The sequence below is a fragment of the Streptomyces sp. NPDC104307 genome (assembly GCF_055584045.1).
Map to the genome: position 1 here is coordinate 472,193 of NZ_JBVJMU010000003.1, position 22,483 is coordinate 494,675.

Annotated in this window: 18 protein-coding genes and 1 tRNA gene; 8 read left to right on the forward strand and 11 right to left on the reverse strand. The window is 68.6% G+C overall.

Going from position 1 to position 22,483, the window contains the following annotated elements; translation table 11 throughout:
* The first annotated feature begins 69 nt into the window (after positions 1-69).
* The gene (locus tag ACZ601_RS12180; protein WP_469536191.1) at positions 70-726 is read left to right on the forward strand and encodes an RNA polymerase sigma factor; all 657 of its coding nucleotides are present in this window, start codon (positions 70-72) and stop codon (positions 724-726) included.
* Positions 723-1,760 carry a CU044_5270 family protein gene (locus ACZ601_RS12185; RefSeq protein ID WP_469536194.1) on the forward strand — a complete coding sequence of 346 codons (1,038 nt, stop codon included), beginning with the start codon at positions 723-725 and terminating at the stop codon, positions 1,758-1,760. Before ACZ601_RS12180 ends, ACZ601_RS12185 begins: the two co-directional genes overlap by 4 nt.
* 49 nt (positions 1,761-1,809) lie before the next feature.
* Here the strand turns inward: ACZ601_RS12185 and ACZ601_RS12190 are convergent, their stop codons facing one another.
* Positions 1,810-2,472, reverse strand: coding sequence for a TetR/AcrR family transcriptional regulator (locus ACZ601_RS12190; protein WP_469536197.1), 663 nt, complete (start codon positions 2,470-2,472; stop codon positions 1,810-1,812).
* Positions 2,473-2,664: 192 nt separating this feature from the next.
* On the opposite strand from ACZ601_RS12190, the gene ACZ601_RS12195 reads away from it, so the two are divergent.
* The 3 genes from ACZ601_RS12195 (at position 2,665) to ACZ601_RS12205 (ending at position 7,004) form a co-directional block, all read left to right on the forward strand.
* Positions 2,665-3,783: a serine hydrolase domain-containing protein gene (locus ACZ601_RS12195; protein ID WP_469536200.1), complete on the forward strand. Its 1,119-nt coding sequence runs from the start codon at positions 2,665-2,667 to the stop codon at positions 3,781-3,783.
* Positions 3,784-4,095: 312 nt separating this feature from the next.
* Complete coding sequence (locus ACZ601_RS12200; protein WP_469536501.1) at positions 4,096-5,571, forward strand: pyridoxal phosphate-dependent decarboxylase family protein; 1,476 nt, start codon at positions 4,096-4,098, stop codon at positions 5,569-5,571.
* Positions 5,568-7,004, forward strand: a complete 1,437-nt coding sequence (locus ACZ601_RS12205) for a lysine N(6)-hydroxylase/L-ornithine N(5)-oxygenase family protein (protein ID WP_469536202.1) — start codon at positions 5,568-5,570, stop codon at positions 7,002-7,004. The genes ACZ601_RS12200 and ACZ601_RS12205 overlap by 4 nt, the downstream gene beginning before the upstream one ends.
* A gap of 80 nt (positions 7,005-7,084) precedes the next feature.
* Here ACZ601_RS12205 and ACZ601_RS12210 read toward each other — a convergent pair whose 3' ends face one another.
* Positions 7,085-8,902 (reverse strand): bifunctional metallophosphatase/5'-nucleotidase, encoded by a 1,818-nt coding sequence (locus tag ACZ601_RS12210; protein ID WP_469536205.1) that lies wholly within the window; start codon positions 8,900-8,902, stop codon positions 7,085-7,087.
* 182 nt (positions 8,903-9,084) lie between these two features.
* On the opposite strand from ACZ601_RS12210, the gene ACZ601_RS12215 reads away from it, so the two are divergent.
* Complete coding sequence (locus ACZ601_RS12215) at positions 9,085-9,786, forward strand: SIMPL domain-containing protein (protein ID WP_469536208.1); 702 nt, start codon at positions 9,085-9,087, stop codon at positions 9,784-9,786.
* 125 nt (positions 9,787-9,911) lie between these two features.
* On the forward strand, positions 9,912-11,345 hold the full coding sequence (gene pyk, locus ACZ601_RS12220) for a pyruvate kinase (RefSeq protein WP_440579200.1): 1,434 nt from the start codon (positions 9,912-9,914) through the stop codon (positions 11,343-11,345).
* An 8-nt stretch (positions 11,346-11,353) separates the two neighbouring features.
* Here the strand turns inward: pyk and ACZ601_RS12225 are convergent, their stop codons facing one another.
* Together ACZ601_RS12225 and ACZ601_RS12230 are read right to left on the reverse strand one after the other, a co-directional pair.
* Positions 11,354-12,118, reverse strand: coding sequence for a transcriptional regulator (locus ACZ601_RS12225; RefSeq protein WP_469536211.1), 765 nt, complete (start codon positions 12,116-12,118; stop codon positions 11,354-11,356).
* Between the two features lie 108 nt (positions 12,119-12,226).
* A tRNA-Leu gene (locus ACZ601_RS12230) sits at positions 12,227-12,302 on the reverse strand.
* 98 nt (positions 12,303-12,400) lie between these two features.
* Between ACZ601_RS12230 and ACZ601_RS12235 the strand changes: the two genes are divergently transcribed.
* Positions 12,401-13,057, forward strand: a complete 657-nt coding sequence (locus tag ACZ601_RS12235) for an ANTAR domain-containing response regulator (RefSeq protein WP_024492786.1) — start codon at positions 12,401-12,403, stop codon at positions 13,055-13,057.
* A gap of 80 nt (positions 13,058-13,137) precedes the next feature.
* Here the strand turns inward: ACZ601_RS12235 and ACZ601_RS12240 are convergent, their stop codons facing one another.
* The 7 genes from ACZ601_RS12240 to ACZ601_RS12270 all read right to left on the reverse strand — a co-directional run bounded on the left by ACZ601_RS12240 (position 13,138) and on the right by ACZ601_RS12270 (position 22,337).
* Positions 13,138-13,854 (reverse strand): ABC transporter ATP-binding protein, encoded by a 717-nt coding sequence (locus ACZ601_RS12240; RefSeq protein ID WP_469536214.1) that lies wholly within the window; start codon positions 13,852-13,854, stop codon positions 13,138-13,140.
* The gene (locus ACZ601_RS12245; protein ID WP_440579210.1) at positions 13,851-14,747 is read right to left on the reverse strand and encodes an ABC transporter ATP-binding protein; all 897 of its coding nucleotides are present in this window, start codon (positions 14,745-14,747) and stop codon (positions 13,851-13,853) included. Before ACZ601_RS12245 ends, ACZ601_RS12240 begins: the two co-directional genes overlap by 4 nt.
* A 5-nt stretch (positions 14,748-14,752) precedes the next feature.
* Positions 14,753-16,549, reverse strand: a complete 1,797-nt coding sequence (locus tag ACZ601_RS12250; RefSeq protein ID WP_469536217.1) for a branched-chain amino acid ABC transporter permease — start codon at positions 16,547-16,549, stop codon at positions 14,753-14,755.
* A gap of 5 nt (positions 16,550-16,554) precedes the next feature.
* Entirely contained in the window at positions 16,555-17,484 is a 930-nt protein-coding gene (locus ACZ601_RS12255) for a branched-chain amino acid ABC transporter permease (RefSeq protein WP_024492782.1), read from the reverse strand.
* Positions 17,485-17,584: 100 nt separating this feature from the next.
* Positions 17,585-18,796, reverse strand: coding sequence for a branched-chain amino acid ABC transporter substrate-binding protein (locus ACZ601_RS12260; RefSeq protein WP_440579305.1), 1,212 nt, complete (start codon positions 18,794-18,796; stop codon positions 17,585-17,587).
* A 646-nt stretch (positions 18,797-19,442) separates the two neighbouring features.
* Positions 19,443-19,949 (reverse strand): PaaI family thioesterase, encoded by a 507-nt coding sequence (locus ACZ601_RS12265; protein WP_469536219.1) that lies wholly within the window; start codon positions 19,947-19,949, stop codon positions 19,443-19,445.
* 114 nt (positions 19,950-20,063) lie between these two features.
* Positions 20,064-22,337 (reverse strand): FdhF/YdeP family oxidoreductase, encoded by a 2,274-nt coding sequence (locus tag ACZ601_RS12270; RefSeq protein ID WP_469536222.1) that lies wholly within the window; start codon positions 22,335-22,337, stop codon positions 20,064-20,066.
* Between the last annotated feature and the right edge of the window lie 146 nt (positions 22,338-22,483).

The following is a 22,483-nucleotide window of genomic DNA, read 5'->3' on the forward strand; positions in this document are numbered from 1 at the left end:
ACGCCCGCGCGACCTCATCCGGTGACACACGTCACAGGAACCCGCCGGACCGGCCGGACATTAATCCACGTGACTCATTCAATCCCCGCCCGTCTCCGCGATGGTGACCCGGCCGCGCTGGCCGAGGCGTTCCGGGAGCACGCGGACGCCGTGTACCGCCACGCCCTGTGGACCACCGGCAACTGGTCCACGGCCGAGGACGTCGTCTCCCTCACCTACCTGGAGGCGTGGCGCTCGCGCGAGCGGCTGCGTCCAGAGGAGACCGACAGCCTGCGCCCCTGGCTGCTGGGCATCGCCACCAACGTGCTGCGCAACACGGCACGTTCGGCCCGACGGCACCGCAGAGCCCTGGCCCGCATGGAGCGCCCGGACACCGTCCCGGACCTCGCGGAGGAGGTGACCGGTCGGCTGGCGGACGCCGAACAGCTGGCGGCGGCCAAGGCGGCGCTGGAGGGGCTGCGGCGCACCGAGCGCGAGGTGTTCACCCTGTGCGTCTGGGGCGGACTGGACTACGCCTCCGCCGCCGAGGCCCTGGGCATACCCGTCGGCACCGTGCGCTCCCGGCTGTCCCGCGCCCGCGCCAAGCTGCGCGACGCGGTGAAGCATCCGGCCACCCGGCGCGACGGCACACGGAGTACATCCGGCCGGGAACTCCCCGGAGGCAGCGGACAAGTACAGCACGTAGACAGCATTCTGGCCCGAACCACCCAGGAGAACCCCGCATGAACGCCCTGTTCCGGCACCGTTCCGGCGCCGCTGCCCCGTCCTCCCGTCCGGCGGCCGAAGACCGCGCCGAACTCGCCGCACTGCGCGAGATGGCCCCTCGGCCCGGTGCCCCCCGGCTCTCGCCCGCCCGCCACGCGGAGCTCGAAGCGCATCTGATGAACGCGGTCAGCGACACGGCCGCCACGTCCGGCACCGTGAAGCCCGTCAAGTCCCGCTCCGCCCTGGGGCGCCCGTCGGGCTTCGCCCGGCTGACGCCCGGCCGGTCGATGTCCCTCGGGGTGGCCGCCGCCGTCGTCGCGGCGACCGTGGCGGGGTTCGCCGTCACCGGCAGCAGCGGTCAGACGGCCGTCGCCGCGCCCGCCCCGCTCAAGGTGGAGAGCTCCCGGGCCACCGTGCCGCTCGCCACCGTCGCGAAGCGGGCCGCCGCCCTCGCCGGCTCCGACGGCGCCGCGCGCCGGGGGACCCATCGCCGGGAGTGGGCCATGGGGATGTGGGACGACGGAAAGCACGAGCCGGAGCAGGTGCCGGTGACCGAGTCCCGCGACCGCTACAACGCCGACGGCAGCGGGGAGGCCCAGGACATCGAGGACGGCCGGGTCGTCCACCGCACGCGGCTGCCCGCAGGTTCGTGGGAGGAGACCGCCTCCTACGTGAACACCCCCCCGGTCACCGTCGGCGGCCTCGCCGACTACCTGGCGAAGGAGAACCCAGACACCCGAGGCAGCGCGTACTGGACGGTGGACTCCCTGGAGGCGCTGCTGCGTGAGTGGACGCCGGGCCCCGCCCAGACGGCCGCGATCGACGGACTGCTCGCCGAGCAGCCCGGCCTGCGTGCCATCGGCCCGGTCAGGGACCGCGCGGGGCGCCAGGGCCAGGCGTACGCAGCGGACTTCAAGAGGACGGTGCGCTGGACGATCATCCTCGACGAGCACACCGGCCGCGTCCTGGGCACGGAGCTCTCCAGCATCAGGACCGACCCGAAGACACGGCTCGAACCCGGTGACGTCGAGCAGTACGACGCCTACCTGAACTGAGGCCGCACAGCCCGGTCACGGCCGTCCCGCGCGCCCTGCGGGACGGCCCTCAGCCCGGACGGACCGCCGAGGCCTCCACCTGGGCGAGCTGAGCGGCCAGCAGCTCCACGAACGCCTCGCGGCGGTCCACCCCGAGGGGACGGACGTCACGGGCGAAGTGCGACAGGGCGGGGAAGCGCTCGGGGTCCGCGCCGAGCACCGCGACCCGGAACAGCTCCATGCCCTGGTCGTACTCCTGGGGGGTGATCGTGCTGACCCCGGCCTCCGAGGCGACCAGTGCGGAGATGAGGACCGCGATCCGGTGATAGTGCGCCGGGATCTCCTCGTCGGGCAGGCCCGAAGCCCGCAGGTCCTGCAGCACGGCTTCCATCACCAGCCGGGAACCGGCGCCGCTCGACGCGTAGCGCCCCCAGACGGCGGCGAGCTGCGGCTGCCGGCCGAAGGCCTCCCGCAGCCGCAGGCCCAGGGCGGTGATGCGCTGCTTCCAGTCACCCTCGGGGCGGTAGCCGTCCATGGCGGCCAGCAGGATCCGGTCCGCGACCGCCCGCAGCAGTTCGGTCTTGCTGCGGAAATGCCGGTAGAGGCTGGAGGAATCGGTCCCGAGGACCGCGGCCAGCTTGCGCACGCTGAACGACTCGGCATCGCCCGTGCGCAGCAGCTCCGCCGCCGCGTCCAGGATCTCCTCGGTCGACCAGCGCCTTCTCCCTGCCATCCCGTTCCTCTCGTCGGCTCCCAGCCTAACGTACGCACTTGGTGTTGCACGCACCGCGTGCATAATGAGTACATGGGCATGCCGAACCGTCGGCAAGCGGACCGCCGGCCTGCCCTCGTGCCCCGCCACCCGCGCCCGGACCGCACGACCGATGTGAACGGTCACCCCCGGGACCACGAAAGGACGCACATCGTGAGGAACGCACTGGATCCCGCCCAGCTGGAAACCGCCATCGAACACGTCCACCGCGCCGGAATTCCGGGCCTGTTCGCCGAAGTACGCGACGGCGACCAGATCTGGCGCGGCGCCGCCGGGGTCGCCGACACCACCACCGGACGCCCCGTCACCGCAGACATGCGCCACCGCGTCGGCAGCATCACCAAGACCTTCACCGCCGCCGCCGTGCTGCAACAGGTCGACAGCGGCCGGATCGGCCTCGACACACCGATCGGCCAGTACCTCCCGGAGTTGGTCCCCGGCGAACGCGGCGAGACGATCACCGTCCGGATGCTGATCAACCACACCAGCGGACTCGCGGAGTACCTCCCCTACGCCTATCCCTCCCTCAAGGGATTCCCCAACGCCGCGGACACCCGGCCGGAGAGCCTGGACGACAACCGGTTCACCCGGTTCCACGCCGCCGAACTCATCGCGATGGGAGTCGGCGCACCCGCCACCGGCGCCCCGGGCAGCACACCGGGCATCTACTCCAACACCAACTACCTGCTCCTCGGCGAACTCCTGGAACACATCACCGGCACCACGGCCCAGCAGTGCATCACCCGCGACGTCATCGAACGCGCCGGACTCCGCAACACCGAACTCCCCACCGGACCCCACATCGAAGGACCGCACTCACAGCTCTACGAGGCATGGTTCGGCATGATCGACCCGCCGCGCGACTACAGCGTCTTCGACATGTCATGGGTGGGACCGGCGGCCGGACTGATATCGACCGTCACCGACCTCAACCGCTTCTACGGACTGCTCCTGGCCGGCGAGATCGTCAGCCAGCCATCACTGACCCAGATGCGACGCACCGTCCCGGTCATCGCCCAGGACGGAAAGACCATCGAATACGGCCTCGGCCTGTACCCGACACAAGCCCCTGACCAGCCTACCTTCTGGGGCCACGGCGGCTCGGCCTGGGGAGCCGGAGCCCTGGCCATGACCCGTGCCGACGGCAACCGGCAGATGTCCGTCGCGCTGAACCTCCAGAGGTGGAACACCCTCGACCCCTCCGGAAAGCCGCAGCCCCACCCCATCGACGCCGCACTCGCGGCCTTCTGCCGCCTGGCGATGTACGGCTGACCCAACCGGCGGAACACACCCGCCCCGCAGACCCGATCGGGCCCCGGCGAACACCACCGGGCGCCCGATCGACGGCGTTCCGGCCACCAACCCCGCCACGGCCACCAACCCCGGACCGCCTCCAGCAGCCCGCGAACGGCCGGGCCCACAGCCGTACGCACGCACCCATACCACCCCAACCGCCACCACCCCGCCCCCCTCGCGCACCCATCCCCCTTTCGGGTTCACATCACCCCGCTCACCGGCCACGCCACCCAAAACCCGGACAAGCTGGGATGTCCACCCATGCGCTCCGAAGGGCCCACCACCTCCATGCCCACCCCGCCGCCCCTCGCCGGAGGCACCACCGGCCCCGCCGACCTGCGCCCCCTCATCGACACCGTGCTCACCGCACTCCACGACGGCGCCCGCCGACGCGACGGCCCCCTCCCCGCAGGCGGCCCCGACACCGTCACCCCCCAACTCCGCACCGCCCTGCACCCCGTCATCCCGGACCGGGGCACCGGCGCCCACCACGCACTCGCCACCCTCATCACCGCCCTCACCGAAGGCGCGGCGGACCCCGCCGACCCACTCTGCGCGGCACACCTCCACACCCCGCCCCTCGCACTCGCCGCAGCGGCCGACCTCGCCGCCTCGGCCCTCAACCCCTCCATGGACTCCTGGGACCAGGCCCCCGCCGCCTCCGCCCTCGAAGCCGACCTCACTACCGCGCTCGCCGCCGAGGTCTACCCCCACCGCACCGCACCCGACGCCCTCGTCACCACCGGCGGCACCGAAGCCAACCAACTCGCCCTGCTCCTCGCCCGCGAACGCCACGGCCCCGTCCAGACCGTCAGCGGCGCCAACGCCCACCACAGCATCACCCGCGCCGCCTGGCTCCTCGGCCTCCCCACACCCCTCCCCATCCCCGCCCCCACCGGCGTCATGGACCTCACCGCCCTCGACGACACCCTCACACGCCTCCGCGAGCGGCCCGGCACCCCCATCCTCGTCACCGCCACCGCAGGCACCACCGACACCGGCCAGATCGACCCCCTCGCCGAAATCGCGGCCCTCTGCACCACCCACGGCGCCGAACTCCACATCGACGCCGCCTACGGCGGCCCCCTCCTCTTCAGCCCCACCCACCGCAACAAGCTCCACGGCATCGAGCGCGCCCACAGCGTCACCCTCGACCTGCACAAACTCGGCTGGCAACCCGCCTCCGCAGGCATCCTCGCCGTCCCGGACCACCACCACCTCGACGCCCTCCACCACCACGCCCCCTACCTCAACGCCGGCGACGACACCGAAGCCGGCCTCCCCGACCTCCTCGGCCGCTCCCTGCGCACCACCCGCCGCCCCGACGCACTCAAGATCGCCGTCACCCTCCAGGCACTCGGCCGCACCGGACTGGCCGACCTCATCGACCGCACCTGCGCCGCCGCCCACCACCTCGCCGACCTCATCACCAAAACCCCCACCCTCGACCTCTACGACCACCCCACCATCTCCACCGTCCTCTTCCGCCCCACCGACGCCACCGACCACACCGTCGCCACCATCCGCCGCACCCTCCTCACCCGCGGCCACGCAGTACTCGGCCGCACCCACGCGCACGGCCGCCTCTGGCTCAAAGCCACCCTCCTCAACCCCCACACCACCCCCCACGACCTCAGCAGACTGCTCGACCTCGTCACCCACCTCGCCACAGAGATCGCAGAGACCGCAGGAACCACAGAGACCGCAGAGACCGCAGGAACCACAGAGACCGCAGAGACCACGGAAGGCAGCACCCCCCGATGACAGCCCGGCCACCCAGGCCCCACCGGCCCGCGCCCGACACCGACCAGCCCCACGACCTCGTCGGCATCGGCATCGGCCCCTTCAACCTCTCCCTCGCCGCCCTCGCCCACGGCATCACCGGCACCCCCCGCCCCCTCGCCGCCACCTTCTACGAACAACGCCCCGCCTTCCACTGGCACCCCGGCCTCCTCATCGACGGCGCCAGCCTCCAAGTCCCCTTCCTCGCAGACCTCGTCACCCTCGCGGACCCCACCAGCCCCTGGACCTTCCTCAACTACCTACGCACCCGCGACCGGCTCTTCCCCTTCTACTTCGCCGAGCGCTTCCACATCCAACGCGCCGAATACGACGCCTACTGCCGCTGGGTCACCGAACAACTCCCCGGCCTCCACTTCGGCCACCAGGTCGACGCCATCCGCTGGAACGACGAACGCTCCCTCTTCGAAGTCGACTTCACCCAACTCGACGCCCACGGCGAAGCCGAAGCCCTCGGCCGCGCCCACACCCGCCACATCGCCCTCGGCGTCGGCACCGAACCCCACATCCCCGAACCCCTCAAACCCCTCGCCGGAGCCGGATCAGTCCCCGTCATCCACTCCGCCGACTACCTCCACCACCGCGAACAACTCCTCAACGCCGAACACATCACCGTCATCGGCTCCGGCCAGTCCGGCGCCGAGATCTTCCTCGACCTGCTGCGCGCCCGCCCCGCCGGACAGGAAAAACTCCACTGGCTCGCCCGCACCCCCGCCTTCGCACCCATGGAGTACTCCAAACTCGGCCTCGAACACTTCACCCCCGACTACACCCGCTACTTCCACGCCCTCCCCGAACCCGTACGCGACGAACTCGTCCCCCACCAATGGCAGCTCCACAAGGGCATCGACCACGACACCATCACCGCCATCCACGAAGAGCTCTACCGCCGCACCCTCCACGGCGGCTGGCCCGACGCCACCCTCACCCCCGGCGTCCGGGTCCGCACCGCGGGCCGCGTCGCCACCACCCGCGTCGAACTCCACCTCGAACACACCCAGCAAGGCACCCGCTCCCGCCTCACCACCGACGCCGTCGTCCTCGCCACCGGCTACCGCGAACGCCCCCTCGACCAGATGCTCGACGGCCTCCGCACCCGCCTGCGCCGCGACAGCTCAGGGCGCCCCCGCATCGACGAGCAGTTCCGCCTCGAACTGGACCCCGCCATCACCGGCAACATCTACGTACAGAACGCCGAACGCCACACCCACGGCGTCGGCGCCCCCGACCTCGGCCTCGCCGCCTGGCGCAGCGCCACCATCCTCAACAGCCTCACCGGCACCTCCGCTTACCACCTGCCGCAACGCACCGCCTTCACCACCTTCGGCCTCACCCCCCACACCCCGAACATCCCCACCCAAGCCCCCACCCTCACCCCACTCGTCCAGAGCAACTGACACCCCCGCCCCACCCCGGCACACAGAAAAGCGGCCGCCCCCACCCCGAAAGGAAAGGAGACGGCCGCCCCACCAAAGACCTAGAACACCGGCGTACCGTCCCGCGTCAGCCGCCAGTCCACCGAAGCGAACTGCGCACCGTCCACCGAACCCTTCGCCTGCACCCAGGCGATAATGGTGTTCCGGATCTCCTCCGAATTCGCCCACAACTGCTTCGCACCCGGCACATGCGGGAAGTTGCCCCCGCCACTCGCCCGGTAGTTGTTCACCGCCAGCACGAACTGCGCCGCCGGATCAATCGCCTTGCCCTCGAACGAGAGGCCGACAATTCGCGAACCGTTCGGCTTCGCGATGTCGATCTCATACGTCAGACCCGACACCGCGTCATAGTTGTAATCCGGCGTGTTGTCCGCGTTCGTCAGCTTCGCCGTATCCACCGGAGCACCGGCAGCCGTCTGCACGTAATACCGCGCCGAGAACTCCAGATAATCCTTGACCTGCGCACCCGTCACCAACCGCGCCTCTAGGGTGTTCTCGAACGGATACAGACCCGCCGCGTCCTTGATCGTCACATCACCGGCCGGGATCTGCGCCGTACGCGAGAAGCAGGACGCCTGCGACAGCACCGGAAGCGACGCGTACTCGCCGCCCGCCAGCGCCTCCTTCACCGTCTCCGCCTGAACCACGTTGATCAGGTCGATGATCGGCTCGTCCTTCCACGCCGCCTCAGCCGTCGTCATCGCCGCCGTCGACGTACCGATCACCTGGTTGACGTACGCCACGACCTTCTTGTGCTCGTCCGCCAGCAGCCTCGTGATCCGCTTGTCCTCCGCCGCCGTGTTGGAGTTCAGCACCTGCGAACCGGCCTTCTCGACGACCCAGCGGCCCTTCTCCCACACCAGATCGAAATCGAACAGCGTCAGCCGCTGCCCCCACTTCAACGGCTCCGAGAGCACGACCTTCTTACCGGTCTCCTTGTTCTCCACGAAGTACTCGGGGATCTCCAGATGCGCGTGACCCACCAGAATCGCGTCGATCCCCGGCACCTGCTCCGCCACCAGACCCGCGGCATTCTCCACGTACGGAATCTGATCCCCGTACGACGACGTCCCGCTGTTCCCCGAATGCGCCGACACGATCACCACATCCGCACCCATGGAGCGCAGCCGGGGCACGAACTTCGCCGCCTGCTCCTCAAGCCCCGGGAACACCATCTTCCCGCCGACGTTCACCTTGTCCCAGATCGCGATACCCGGATTCGTCAGCCCCAGGATCGCCACCTTCACATCCCGGCCGTGCGGCGTACGCAGCTTCTTGATCACATACGGCGCGAACGCCGGCTTCAGCGTCTTCGCGTCCAGCGCGTTCGCACCCAGCAGCGGGAAGTCACACTGCTCCTCGAACTTGCGCAGCACCGGAATGCCGTAGTTGAACTCGTGGTTGCCCAGCGCCGCAGCGTCATAGCCGATCACGTTCATCGCCTGCGCCATCGGATGCACCGGACCACGCTTCGCGGTGATCGGATCGATCTTCGCGTAGTAGTACGACAACTGCGTGCCCTGGATCGTGTCACCCGCATCGATCATCAGGGTGTTGTGACGGCCCTTCTCCCGCCGCACCTGCTCCACCAGCGTCGAGATCTTCGCCAGGCCGACATCGTTGTGATCCTTGTCGTCGAACTCCTGGTCCGTGAAGTAGTCCCAGTTGAAGACGTTCCCGTGCAGATCCGTCGTGCCCATCACCGTGAACGAGTACCGCTTCTGCGGACGCCCATGACCGTGTCCGTGCCCATGCCCGTGACCGTGTGCCTCGGCAGGAACCGCTCCACCGCCCACGATCGCGGCACCGGCACCCGCCGCGGCCGTTGTGCCCAGGAACGTCCTTCGGTTCAGCGGCATCTCGTCTCCCACATCTCAGTTCTCGTCCGTACCCAGTGCTCTCGCCGCACAACGCGCGTAGACCTCGCACACGCGTGAACAACGCGCGTAGATAATCACCCACGCACCGCACCCGGCAACACCCCCAGCAGGTTTCGTTTCGATGACCACCGGCTGTCGTACCCGAGTGCGACAGTGGACCCATGACCGACACCCCGTACTCCTACGGCACCCCCGACCACCCCCGCCTTGCCGTCCGAGGCGAAGCCCGACTGGAGATCGACCCCGAGATCGCCCGCGTCGGCATCACCGTCAGCGCCCGGGGGAAAGACCGCCGCGCCGCCCTCGAAGACCTCACCCGACGCAACACCACCGTCCTCGAACTCGCGCGCACCTACGGAGAAGCCGTCGAGAAACTCGAAACCGGCGCCTTCTCCATCACCCCCGAACTCACCCAACGCGGCCGCGACGAGAAGATCCGCGCCTACCACGGACGCGTCCACATCACCGCCGTACTCGGCGACTTCACCGCACTCGGCGAATTCACCACCCGCATCGCCGACCTCGACATGACCCGCATCGACGGCCCCTGGTGGGCCCTGCGCCCCAACTCGCCCGCCCACGGCGAAGCCCGCCGCCAGGCCGTACGCGAAGCGGTCCAGCGTGCCCGCGAATACGCCGACGCCGTCGGCGCCCAGCTCGCCGCCCTCGTCGAACTGGCCGACCTCGGCGCCGAGAACGCCGCCCCCGCCCTGCCCCCGGCCCCCGGCGGCTACGGCGGCGCCCCCCGCGGATTCGCCGGCGCGTCGGCCGAAGCGGCCCCCGCACTCGACCTCGAACCACAACGCCAGACCGTCCGTGCCCAGGTGAACGCCCGCTTCATCATGACCCCACCGAACCTCTGAGCGGAATGCTCATCCGAGCACCCCGCCGCACAATTCAACACTTGTCAAAAAGCCTTCACCCAAAGGATGTTGAGGAGTCATCCGGAGCCAATTCCCTACCCGTAGGTAAGGTTTAGGCTCAAACCATGCGCCGAGCAAAAATCGTATGCACCCTAGGACCCGCCACCGACACATATGACCAGATCAAGGCCCTGGTCGAGGCGGGTATGGACATCGCCCGCCTCAACCTCAGCCACGGCACCTACGCCGAACACGAAGAGCGCTACCACCGAGTACGCAAAGCATCCGACGAAGCCGGACGCAGCGTCGGAATCCTCGCAGACCTTCAAGGCCCGAAGATCCGCCTCGGACGCTTCCGCGAAGGACCCGTACTCCTTGAACGCGGCGATGACTTCACCATCACCGTCGAACCCATGGAAGGTGACCGCCACACCTGCGGCACCACCTACGAAGGCCTCAACGCCGACGTCACCCCCGGCGAACGCATCCTCATCGACGACGGACGCGTCACCCTCGAAGTCACCGGAGTCGACGGACCCCGCGTCCACACCACCGTCATCGAGGGCGGCATGGTCTCCGACCACAAGGGACTCAACCTCCCCGGCGTCGCGGTCTCCGTCCCCGCCCTCTCCGAGAAGGACATCGACGACCTCCGCTGGGCCCTGCGCACCGGCGCGGACGTCATCGCCCTCTCCTTCGTACGCAGCGGACGCGACATCGAACCCGTCCACCGCGTCATGGACGAGGAAGGCCGCCGCCTCCCCGTCATCGCCAAGGTCGAGAAGCCCCAGGCCGTCGAGAACATCGACGACATCGTCGCCGCCTTCGACGGCATCATGGTCGCCCGAGGCGACCTCGGCGTCGAAATGCCCCTGGAGCAGGTGCCGATCGTCCAGAAGCGCGCCATCAAGCTCGCCAAGCGCAACGCCAAGCCGGTCATCGTCGCCACCCAGATGCTCGACTCGATGATCGACAACTCCCGCCCCACCCGCGCAGAGGCCTCCGACGTCGCCAACGCCGTCATCGACGGCACGGACGCGGTCATGCTCTCCGGCGAGACCAGCGTCGGCAAATACCCCATCGAGACGGTCCGCACGATGTCCCGCATCGTCGAAGCCGCGGAGGAGGACATCCTCGCCAAGGGCCTCCCCCCGCTCACCGACCGCAACAAGCCCCGCACCCAGGGCGGCGCGGTCGCCCGCGCTGCGGCGGAGATGGGCGACTTCCTCGGCGCGAAGTTCCTGGTGGCCTTCACCCAGAGCGGCGACACGGTCAAGCGCCTCTCCCGCTACCGCTCACCCATCCCGCTCCTGGCCTTCACCCCGGACCCGGCCACCCGCTCCCAGCTGAACCTCACCTGGGGCGTGGAGACGTTTCTGGGCCCGCACGTGGACTCGACGGACGCGATGGTCGCCCAGGTCGACGAGGAGCTGTTGAAGATCGGCCGCTGCCGGAAGGGCGACGTCGTCGTCATCACGGCCGGCTCCCCGCCCGGCGTCGCGGGCTCGACGAACCTGGTGCGCGTGCACCACATCGGCGAGGACGACAGCCCGAAGTAGCGGGCCGCTCAGTATTTCGGCCCGACGTGAGCGTCCATGAGGGCGACGGACGCCCGTCGGGCTACGGAGATGTTCTTGCTGTTCGGCTGCTTCCACTCCACTCCCACCTGGTCCAGTGTGCTCGTGAAGAGACTCAGGATGTCGGCCGACAGGTTGGTGAAGAAGTAGCGGGGGTACTCGTAGCGCTTTGCCTGACCGCTGACGAGTCGACTTGTCCAATTGGTAATCCGGCAGCCGTCGGAGTGGATCAGACCTCGGATGAACTCCCACGGGTGGGCGGCGACGATGTCCTGCTGCCAGGCAACGAGAGAGATTTCGCGTTCGTGCTTCTTTCCGGGACCGTGCTGAGGAAAGAGGCAGGGCCAGTGTTTGCTGAAACATGTGACGTACTGACAGCCCGGACTTGGCACCAAGCACACCTTGTTGGCCGGTCGCGCGATCTGTACGGCTTCGACGCAGGCTTGGATGAGACCGGGCCAGGCATCGGCGCATGCGATGCGCAGGCTGTATACGCCTCGTTTGGTCGCGCTGATGCAGCCGTCGCCGAGGTAGAGGCCGAGCAGGTACGAGTATGCGGCTGGGGCGTCTGGAGGCCTGGGCGTATCACCACATCGAGGGCATTCCCGGCCGCGGTCGTATCCGAGCGGCTCTATTCGTGTGAGCCAGGAACGGATGGCCGCTCGGGAAACGCCGCTCTGCTTGCTTACGGAGTTCTGACTGAAGCCCTGATCGAGGAGGGCCAGCACATGCTTACGTGTTTCAAGGTCGTACACGTGCCCGAGCCTGGAGGGTTCTCTGCGCTCAAGGGGAGGAATGGTGCTGCAGTCACACGATCACGTGAATCCGCGCTATTTCCGTGCGACCTTGGAATCTAAGGAAAGTGCCCCAGGTGGGATTCGAACCCACACTGTCCGCTGTTTGAGAGCGGCCTCTCTAACCAAGTTGGAGTACTGGGGCCTTAGAAAGGAAGGGTGTCCCCTGCCCTGCGTAGTGCCACCATATCGTAGCTAGGTACGCTCGTGGGAGCTGTACCTGCCCTGGAACAAGGAGCCCCCGTGACCACCCCCGAGTCGCCCCAGCCCGTAGACGCGTCCGACGACGACAAGTCGCACGTCCCGCCGCTGACGACCCGCGTCGTCATCGCTGAGGACGAGGCGCTCATCCGCCTCGACCTGAAAGAGATGCTGGAGGAAGAGGGGTACTCCGTCGTCGGTGAGGCCGGGGACGGGCAGCAGGCTGTCGAGCTGGCCCGGGAGCACAAGCCGGACCTGGTCATCCTCGATGTGAAGATGCCGGTCCTCGACGGGATCTCCGCCGCCGAGAAGATCGCGGAGGAGTCCATCGCGCCGGTCCTGATGCTCACCGCGTTCTCGCAGCGCGACCTCGTGGAGCGGGCCCGGGACGCCGGGGCGATGGCGTACCTGGTGAAGCCGTTCAGCAAGAGCGACGTGGTGCCGGCCATCGAGATGGCGGTGTCGCGGTTCGCGGAGCTGAAGGCGCTGGAGGGCGAGGTCGCGGACCTGTCGCAGCGGCTGGAGACCCGGAAGCTGGTGGACCGGGCGAAGAGCATCCTGCAGACGGACTACGGGCTCTCCGAGCCCGCCGCGTTCCGCTGGATCCAGAAGACGTCGATGGACCGGCGGCTGTCGATGCAGCAGCTGGCAGAGGCGTTGATCGAGGACGCCGAGGAGAAGAAGAAGGCCGCGGAGTAGCTCCGCAGGACCAGGACATCGAGAAGGCCCGCGCCCGGGATGCAGTCCGGGGCGCGGGCCTTCTCCGTGCGCGTACGGGTTCAGTCCTCGCCGAGGTAGGCCTTGCGGACCGATTCGTCGTGGAGGAGGTCCGAGCCGGTGCCGGAGAGGACGATCTTGCCGACCTCCATGACGTGGCCCTGGTCGGCCAGGGAGAGCGCGGCCTGGGCGTTCTGCTCGACGAGCAGGATCGTGGTGCCCTGGGACTTGAGCTCGACGATGGTCTCCATGATCTTCTGCATCATGATCGGGGAGAGGCCCATGGAGGGCTCGTCGAGCATCAGGAGCTTGGGCTGGCACATCAGGGCCCTGCCCATGGCGAGCATCTGCTGTTCGCCGCCCGAGAGGGTTCCGGCGGCCTGCTTCCGGCGTTCCCCGAGGATGGGGAAGAGGTCGTAGGCGCGCTGGATGTCCTTCTCGATGCCTGCCTTGTCGTTACGGAGGTAGGCGCCGAGCTGGAGGTTCTCGGTGATCGTCAGCCGGGGGAAGATGTGGCGGCCCTCGGGGGAGTGGGCGAGGCCCAGGGCGACGATCTTGTGCGCGGGGATGCCGGTCAGCGGCTTGCCCTCGAACAGGACGCGGCCGTCGACGGGCTTGAGCAGCCCGGAGAGGGTGCGCAGGGTGGTGGTCTTGCCCGCACCGTTGGTGCCGATCAGGGTGACGACCTGGCCGGCCTCGACGCTGAAGGAGATGCCCTTGACGGCTTCGATCTTGCCGTAGGCGACGCGGAGGTCCTCGACCTCTAGCAGTGCGGTCATCGGGTGTCCTCCTCCTCGGTGCTGGTGGTGTCGGTGGTGGTTGCGGCGCTCTTGGTGGCGACGGCCTCTGCGGCTTCGACCTCGGCGATCTCCTCGGCGCCGGGGGCGCCTTCGAAGGGGGTGCCGAGGTAGGCGGCGACGACGCGTTCGTCGCTCTGGACGACGTCGGAGGTGCCTTCGACGAGCTTCTCGCCCTGGACGAGCACGGTGACGCGGTCGCAGAGGTTGAAGATGAAGCGCATGTCGTGCTCGATGACGAGTACGGCGATGCCCTGGTCGCGGATGGCGAAGATGAGCTCTTCGGTGACCCGGGTTTCCTGCGGGTTCATGCCGGCGGTGGGCTCGTCCAGGAGGAGGAGGCCGGGGTCGCTGGCGAGTGCGCGGGCGATTTCCAGCTTGCGCTGGTCTCCGTAGGGGAGGTTGCGCGCGAGGTGGTCGGCCTTGTCCTGGAGGCCGATGAACTCCAGGAGTTCCATGGCTCGTTCCCGGCTGGCGTTCTCGGCCTTGGTGAAGCCGGGGAGGCGCAGGAGTGCGGACCAGAGGCCTTCCTTGGTCCTGGTGTGGCGTCCGACGAGGACGTTCTCCAGGACGGTCATGTTGGCGAAGAGCCGGATGTTCTGGAAGGTGCGGGCGATGCCTGCCTGGGTGACGAGGTGGGGCTTGGGCGGCAGGACGGTGCCCTTGTAGCTGACCTTGCCCTCGGTGGGGACGTAGAGGCCGGTGAGGCAGTTGAAGAAGGTGGTCTTCCCGGCGCCGTTGGGGCCGATGAGGCCGACGATCTCACCTGCGTTGACGGTGAGGTCGACGTTGTGGACGGCGGTGAGGCCGCCGAACCGCATGGTGACGCCGCTGGCGTCGAGCACGGGGGTGCCGGTCTTCGTGGTGGTGGTCATGGTGGTCACGCCCCCGCCTTGGCGATGCCGGCGTCGACGTCGTCGGACTTCCGCGGTTCCGGTACGTCGAGCTGGTCGGTCTCGTGGAATTCGAGCTGCTTCCTGCGGTCGGCGACCAGTCCTTCGGGGCGCAGGCGCATCAGGAGGATGAGTGCGATGCCGAAGAGGAAGAGCTGGTAGTCCTGCATGAACTGGAGCTTGGCCGGGATGAGGTAGAGCAGTGCGGCGCCGACGAGGGGTCCGCTGAGGGTTCCCATGCCGCCGAGGATGACGGCGGCGAGGAGGAACGCGGAGTTCGGGGGTACGGAGCCGGCGAACTGGTACTGCTCGGGTGTCACCGTGTAGTTGACGTGCGACTGCACGGTTCCGGCGAGTCCGGCGAGGGTGGCGCCGAGGGCGAAGGCGAGCAGCTTGAGCCGGAAGGCGTTGATGCCCATGGCGGTGGCGGCGGTCTCGTCCTCGCGGATGGCGACCCAGGCGCGGCCGATGCGGGATTCTCCGGAGCGGCGGAAGACGAGGACGACGACGGCGGTGAAGACGAGCATGAGCAGGTAGTAGTTGGCGGACCTGCCGAGGGTGAAGCCGCCGATGTCGTGCTTGAGTCCGAAGTCGATCCCGAAGAGGTTGAGGTCGGGGATGCTCGGGATGCCCTGGGAGCCGTTGGTGAGGTCGGGTCCGCTGTTGCCGTTGAGGTTGTTCACGGTGAGGCGGAAGATTTCACCGAAGCCGAGCGTGACGATGGCGAGGTAGTCGCCGCGTAGTCGCAGGGTGGGGGCGCCGATGAGGACGCCGAAGATCAGTGAGGCTCCGGCGCCGGTGAGGACGGCGGCCCAGAAGGGGAATTCGACGCCGATGGCCGACATGGTGGAGCCGGAGACCAGGGCGGCGGCGTAGGCGCCGACGCCGAGGAAGGCGACGTATCCGAGGTCGAGGAGGCCGGCGAGGCCGACGACGACGTTCAGGCCGAGTGCCACGGTCGCGAAGATGAGGATGTTGGCGCCGATGAGCGCGTATTCCTCTTTCTGCTGGGTGAAGGGGAAGCAGACTGCTGCGACGAGGGCGGCGGTGAGGGTGATGTTGCGGTGCTTCGAGGTCAGCGCGGTGATGCGGGAGATGAGTCCGGCGCGGGTCAGCGCGGTGAAGGCGAAGGCGGCGGTGATGAGGAAGCCGATGAAGAGTTCGGTGTAGTCGGTGTCGATGCCGTAGGCGAAGACGTAGAGGCCGATACCGAAGGCTATGACGATGATGAGGATTTCGGCCCAGGCGGGCAGGGGTGCGGCGCGGCGGGCCGATGGTGCGGCGAGGCCGTTGCGGAAGCGCTGCCAGCCGGCGGCCGGGTTTCCGGTGTCGGGGAGTGGCTGGTCGGCGGGGAGTCCGTGGGCGGCGAGGACGGCGAGGAGTGAGCCGATGCCGCTGACCCAGGCGCCGGGTTCGAGGTTGACGACGCCGCCGAGGTCGTAGGTGATGGCGCCGATGGTGTAGGCGGTGGTGCCGAAGGTCCCGAGTGCCAGGAGGCGTACGGGGCTGTTGGTGCCGCCGGGGGTGAGCCAGCCCAGTCCTCGGATGCCGTACCCGGAGAGGGCGAGGAGCAGGGTGAGTGCGGCGCCGATGAGGGTGAGGACCTGGAGGCCGCCGGGATAGCCGGTGACGGTGAGGTCGCCGGGGAACTGGTCGGTCCAGGTCCAGGCGAGGAAGGTGCCCGCGAGGGTGATGGCGGCGCCTGCCGTGGTGGCGATGCGGGCCGCGGGGGCGGGCATCGGGATCAGGGCGGCGGCGGGGGGCGTGGTGGTGTGGGTGGTCATCCGTATCACGCCCGATCCGCGACGCGTTCGCCGAGCAGGCCCTGGGGACGGAGCAGCAGGACGATGATGAGGAGGACGAAGGCCCATACGTCCTTCCAGGCGCCGCCGCCGAAGAGTTCCATGCCGGGAACGTCGCTCATGTAGCCGGTGGCGAGTGATTCGGCGATGCCGAGTACGACGCCGCCGAGCATGGCGCCGTAGATGTTGCCGATTCCGCCGAGTACGGCTGCGGTGAAGGCTTTGAGGCCCATGATGAAGCCCATTTTGAAGCCGATCTGGCCGTTCTTGAGCCCGTAGGCGACGGCGGCGACGGCGGCGAACGCGGCACCGATGGCGAAGGCCATGACGATGATGCGGTCGGTGTTGATGCCCATGAGCTTGGCGGTGTCGGGGTCCTGGCTGGTGGCCTGCATGCCGCGGCCGGCGCGGGTCTTGGAGACGAAGAGGCCGAGGGCGATCATGCAGACGGGTGCGCTGATCAGGACGAAGAGGTCGCCGCGCTGGATGTGGGCGCCGAAGATGTCGAGGGCGTCGCCCTTGAACTGCGGGAAGGAACGGTCCTTCTTGGCGTCCGGGTACCACTTCCAGATGGCCTGCTGGAGGGCGAGGGAGAGGCCGATGGCCGTGATGAGCGGGGCCAGTCGTGGTGCGTTGCGCAGGGGCCGGTAGGCGAAGCGTTCGGCGGCGGCGCTGATGGCGACGGAGCAGATGACGCCGCCGATGATCATGAGGGGGATGATTGCGAGGAGGTTGGCGCCGGCCGGCATCCAGAGGTAGACGGTGAGGGCCCCGAAGCCTCCGATCATGAAGATCTCGCCGTGGGCGAAGTTGATGAGCTGGATGATTCCGTAGACCATCGTGTAACCGATCGCGATGAGACCGTACATCGCGCCGAGGATGAGTCCATTGGCCAGCTGTTGCGGCAGTTCGTGCACCGCAGGGCCTCCGTGGAGTGGTTCGGATATGGCACCGCGCGGGAGCGCTCCTGGCGCTCCCGCGCGGTCTGGTGTCAGTCAGTGGTGACCGGGGAGCTGGTTACGGCTTGTAGACCTCGCTGAGCTTGGAGGCCCACTTGCCGCCGTCGACCTGGTAGGCGGTCATCATGGTGTTGGTGGTGTCGCCGAACTCGTCGAACGAGACGGGGCCGGTGACGCCGTCGAACTTGACCTTGTCCATGGCGGCGAGGACCTTCTCGCGGGCGTTGTCGGGGAGCTTGCCGTCGTTGTCGGCGACGGCGATCTTGACGGCCTCGATGATGGACCAGGTGGCGTCGTAGGTGCCGCCGCCGTAGGCCTCGTAGGCGTCCTTGTATCCGGCGGTCTTGTAGTTCGCGATGAAGTCCTTGGCGGAGTCGAGCTCCTCGACGGGCTTGCCGACGGAGGTGGCGATGTCGCCCTGGGCCTTCTTGTTGAGCTTGATGAAGTCGGCGCTGTACATGCCGTCGCCGCCCATGAGGGGGATCTTGACGCTGTCCTTGAGCTGCTGGCTCAGGGGTGCGCCGGCGGGGTACTCACCGCCGTAGTAGACGGCCTTGGCGCCGGACTTCTTGACCTTGGTGACGACGGCGTTGAAGTCGCGGTCGTCGGGGTTGACGTGGTCCGCGCCGGAGATCTTGCCGCCGAGCTTGGTGAAGGTCGCCTTGAAGGAGGCCGCGAGACCGGCGCCGTAGGGCTTCTGGTCGTCGATCAGGTAGACCTGCTTGATCTTCGCGTTGTTGTAGAGGTACTTCGCCGCGAAGGCGCCCTGGATCTGGTCCGTGGTGGCGGTGCGGAAGAAGGTCTTGAAGGGGCGCTTCTTGTCGCCGGTCTTCCAGTTCTCGCCCTGGGTCAGTTCGGTGCCCGTGTTGGCGGGGGAGATCTGGGTGAGGCTGGCGTCGTTGAGCGGCTTCTGCATCGACTGGGAGACGCCGGAGTTCAGGGGGCCGACGACGCCGAGGACGGTGTCGTCGTCGATGAACTTCTGGGCGTTCTGCTGGCCGACGGACGGCTGGGCCTGGTCGTCGAGGGGCTTGACGACGAAGTTGATGCCGGGGACGGTCTTGGCCTTGTTCGCCGTCTTGGCGGCGAGGTCGGCGGAGTTCTTGATGCCGAGGCCGAGCGCGGAGAGGTCACCGGTGATGGGTGCGTCGACGCCGATGACGACGGTCTGGGTGCCGCCGCTGTCGCTGCTCTTCTTGTCGTCGTCGCGCGACCCGCAGGCGGTGAGTGTCAGTGCTCCTGTGGTGAGCACTGTGGTGAGGATGAGCAAAGAACGGTGTCGCACGAAAAGTCCTTTCCCTGGCGCGGCCTCCTCTGCTTGAGGTGCCGTGTCGTTCGCCGGGCCGTACTGGTTGGTACAGGGCCGTGCCGTAGTCGCGCCCGGCGGCGCGGTGACTGGCGGTGACTCTAAGGGCAGGGGCGGGGGTCGGGGATGGGTCAGCCGAATGATGTGACTGTCTTGTTATGCCTTTGAGGAAGGCTTGAGGTGGCTGTGCTGACATGTACGGCTTTTTACTGGACCGTGAAGTGACCGCATTCTGAGAACGCGCAGCTCTGCTAAGGGGCTTGAACCGATCTTGCTGCTGTCGCGTGGTGGGGGTGCGGGAGGGCGCTTCAGCGCGCGCAAAAGTGCCCGGTGCCTGCGGGCCGGGTTCTTCGGGCTGCGTCGGGGTGGGTGAACATTGCGCGAATGTTACGCAGTGTTACATCGGGGGCGGTGTGGTCGACGCGGGGTGGCGGGTGCGCGGGCGGGCGTGGCTGCTGAGTGGGCCACAGAACGGCGTCCGCGGTCAAGGGTGTTGATGCGTGCAGGCGGGCAATCGCGGTGTGCGGGGCGGTGGTTGTGGGGGGATATGGCGCTGCCCGGCCGGATTGCGGTCCGGCCGGGCAGCAGTGGGGTGCGGAGTGTTGGGCGGTCAGGCGGCTTCGCCTGTGGGCGCGTTCCCCGGTGCGTTCTCCGGTGCGTTCTTCGGTACGTCACGCAGGAGGCAGGTGAGGCGGGCGGTGCAGACGCGCTTGTCGTGTTCGTCGGTGATGACGATCTCGTACGTGGCGGTGGTGCGGCCACGGTGTACGGGGGTGGCGACGCCGGTGACGAGGCCGCTGCGCGCCCCTCGGTGGTGGGTGCAGTTCAGGTCGACGCCGACGGCGAGCTTGGCGGCGCCGCCGTGCAGCATGGCGCCGACGGAGCCGAGGGTCTCGGCGAGGACGGCGGAGGCGCCGCCGTGCAGGAGTCCGTAGGGCTGGGTGTTGCCCTCGACGGGCATGGTGCCGACGACGCGGTCCGCGGCGGCCTCGATGATCCGCACGCCCATGCGTTCGCCGAGGTGCCCGGCGGAGAACAGGGCCGGGAGGTCGACGCCGAGGGCGGCGTACTCGTCGATGATCTCCTGGGGGAACTTGGGTGCGGTGTGCTCGCCCATGGGTCCGGCTCCGTCTCTCTGCGGTGGTGCCTGCTGCGTGTGGTGTCCGTCGTTCTTATCAGACGGCTGAGCGGACGCTTAGTGTGCCTGTGCAGTGAGGGCGGTCCCGGGATATCAGTGGACGTTCTCGAAGCGGATCACGACGGATTTGCTGGCGGGGGTGTTGCTGGTGTCGGCGGTGGAGCCGAGGGGGACCAGGACGTTGGTCTCGGGGTAGTAGGCGGCGGCGCAGCCCCGGGCGGTGGGGTAGTGGACGACGCGGAAGCCGGGGGCGCGTCGTTCGGTTCCGTCCTTCCACTCGCTGACGAGGTCGGCGTAGGCGCCGTCGGTGAGGCCGAGGGAGGTGGCGTCGTCGGGGTTGACGAGGACGACGCGTCGGCCGCCCTTGATGCCCCGGTAACGGTCGTCGAGGCCGTAGATGGTGGTGTTGTACTGGTCGTGGGAGCGCAGCGTCTGCAACAGCAGCCGTCCTTGGGGGAGTTCGGGGAACTCGACGGGGGCGGCGGTGAAGTTGGCCCTGCCGGTGGCGGTGGGGAAGCGGCGGGAGTCGCGGGGGCCGTGCGGGAGGGTGAATCCGCCGGGGTGGGCGACGCGTGCGTTGAAGTTCTCGAAGCCGGGGACGACGCGGGAGATGCGGTCGCGGATCGTGCCGTAGTCCTTCTCGAACTCCTCCCAGGGGGTGGCGGAGGCGGGTCCGAGGACGGCGCGGGCGAGGCGGGCGACGATGGCGGGTTCGGAGAGCAGGTGGGGGCTGGCGGGGGTGAGGTTGCCCCGGGAGGCGTGCACCATGCTCATGGAGTCCTCGACGGTGACGAACTGCTTGCCGCCGGCCTGGACGTCCTTGTCGGTGCGGCCCAGGGTGGGCAGGATCAGGGCGCGGGTGCCGGTGACGGCGTGCGAGCGGTTGACCTTGGTGGAGACGTGCACGGTGAGGCGGGCGCTGCGCATGGCGGCCTCTGTGACGTCGGTGTCGGGGGTGGCGGCGACGAAGTTGCCGCCCATGGCGAAGAAGACCTTGGCGTCGCCGTCGCGCAGGGCCTGGATGGAGCGGACCACGTCGTAGCCGTGGTGGCGCGGTGAGGTGATGGAGAATTCCTTGTCGAGGGCGTCGAGGAACGCGGGCGCGGGGCGTTCGAAGATGCCCATGGTGCGGTCGCCCTGGACGTTGGAGTGGCCGCGCACGGGGCAGACGCCGGCGCCGGTGCGGCCGATGTTGCCGCGCAGGAGAAGGAAGTTGACTACTTCGCGGATGGTCGGCACGGAGTGCTTGTGCTGGGTGAGGCCCATGGCCCAGCACACGATGGTGCGCTTGGAGGCGAGGACCATCGCGAGGGCCTCTTCGATGGTGGCGCGGTCGAGGCCGGTGGCGGTGAGGGTCTCGTCCCAGTCGGCCTCTGCGGCGGCTTCGGCGAACGCCTGGTAGCCGTGGGTGTGTTCCGCGACGAAGGTCTCGTCGACGGCGCCCTCCGTCTGCAGGATCAGTTTGTTGAGCAGGCGGAAGAGGGCCTGGTCGCCGCCGATGCGGATCTGGAGGAAGAGGTCGTTGAGGGCGGCGCCCTTGACCATGCCGAGGGGGGTCTGGGGGTTCTTGAACCGTTCGAGGCCGGCCTCGGGCAGCGGGTTCACCGAGATGATCTTCGCTCCGGCGGATTTGGCCTTCTCCAGGGCGGAGAGCATCCGGGGGTGGTTGGTGCCGGGGTTCTGTCCGGCGACGATGATCAGGTCGGCGTGGTGCAGGTCCTCCAGGGAGACGGAGCCCTTGCCGACGCCGATGGTCTCCGTGAGCGCGGAGCCGGACGACTCGTGGCACATGTTGGAGCAGTCGGGCAGGTTGTTGGTGCCGAATTCGCGGGCGAACAGCTGGAGCAGGAACGCGGCCTCGTTGCTGGTGCGTCCGGAGGTGTAGAAGAGGGCTTCGTCGGGGGAGCCGAGGGCGGTGAGCTCCTCGGCGATGATGGCGAAGGCGCGCTCCCAGGTCACGGCCTGGTAGTGGTCTGCCCCTTCGGGCAGGTACACGGGCTGGGTGATGCGTCCCTGCTGGCCGAGCCAGTAGCCGCTGCGGGTGGCGAGGTCCGGGACGGAGTGGGCGGCGAAGAAGTCCGGGGTGACGCGGCGCAGTGTCGCCTCCTCCGCGACGGCCTTGGCGCCGTTCTCGCAGAACTCGGCGGTGTGCCGCTTGTCGCCCTCGGGCCAGGCGCAGCCGGGGCAGTCGAAGCCGTCCTTCTGGTTGACCTTGAGGAGGGTCCGCGCGGTGCGGCTGACCCCCATCTGCTGTTGGGCGATGCGCAGGCTGTGGGCGACGGCGGGCAGTCCGGCGGCGGCGTGTTTGGCCGGTTCGACCTGCGGCGCGTCCTGGACCGGATCACCTGCGGGCGGCTTGGTGGCCATCGTCTTTCCCCTTTGAGCCGGCTGCGGACCGGGTGGGGTCCGCTGTGCGTGTTTCCTTCTCCACCGATCCTGGCACGCGGCGCGGTGCGGCGGCCCGGCGAGCGGTCCCCGGGCGGTCCGGGGCGGTCGCCGGTCCGGATTGTCAG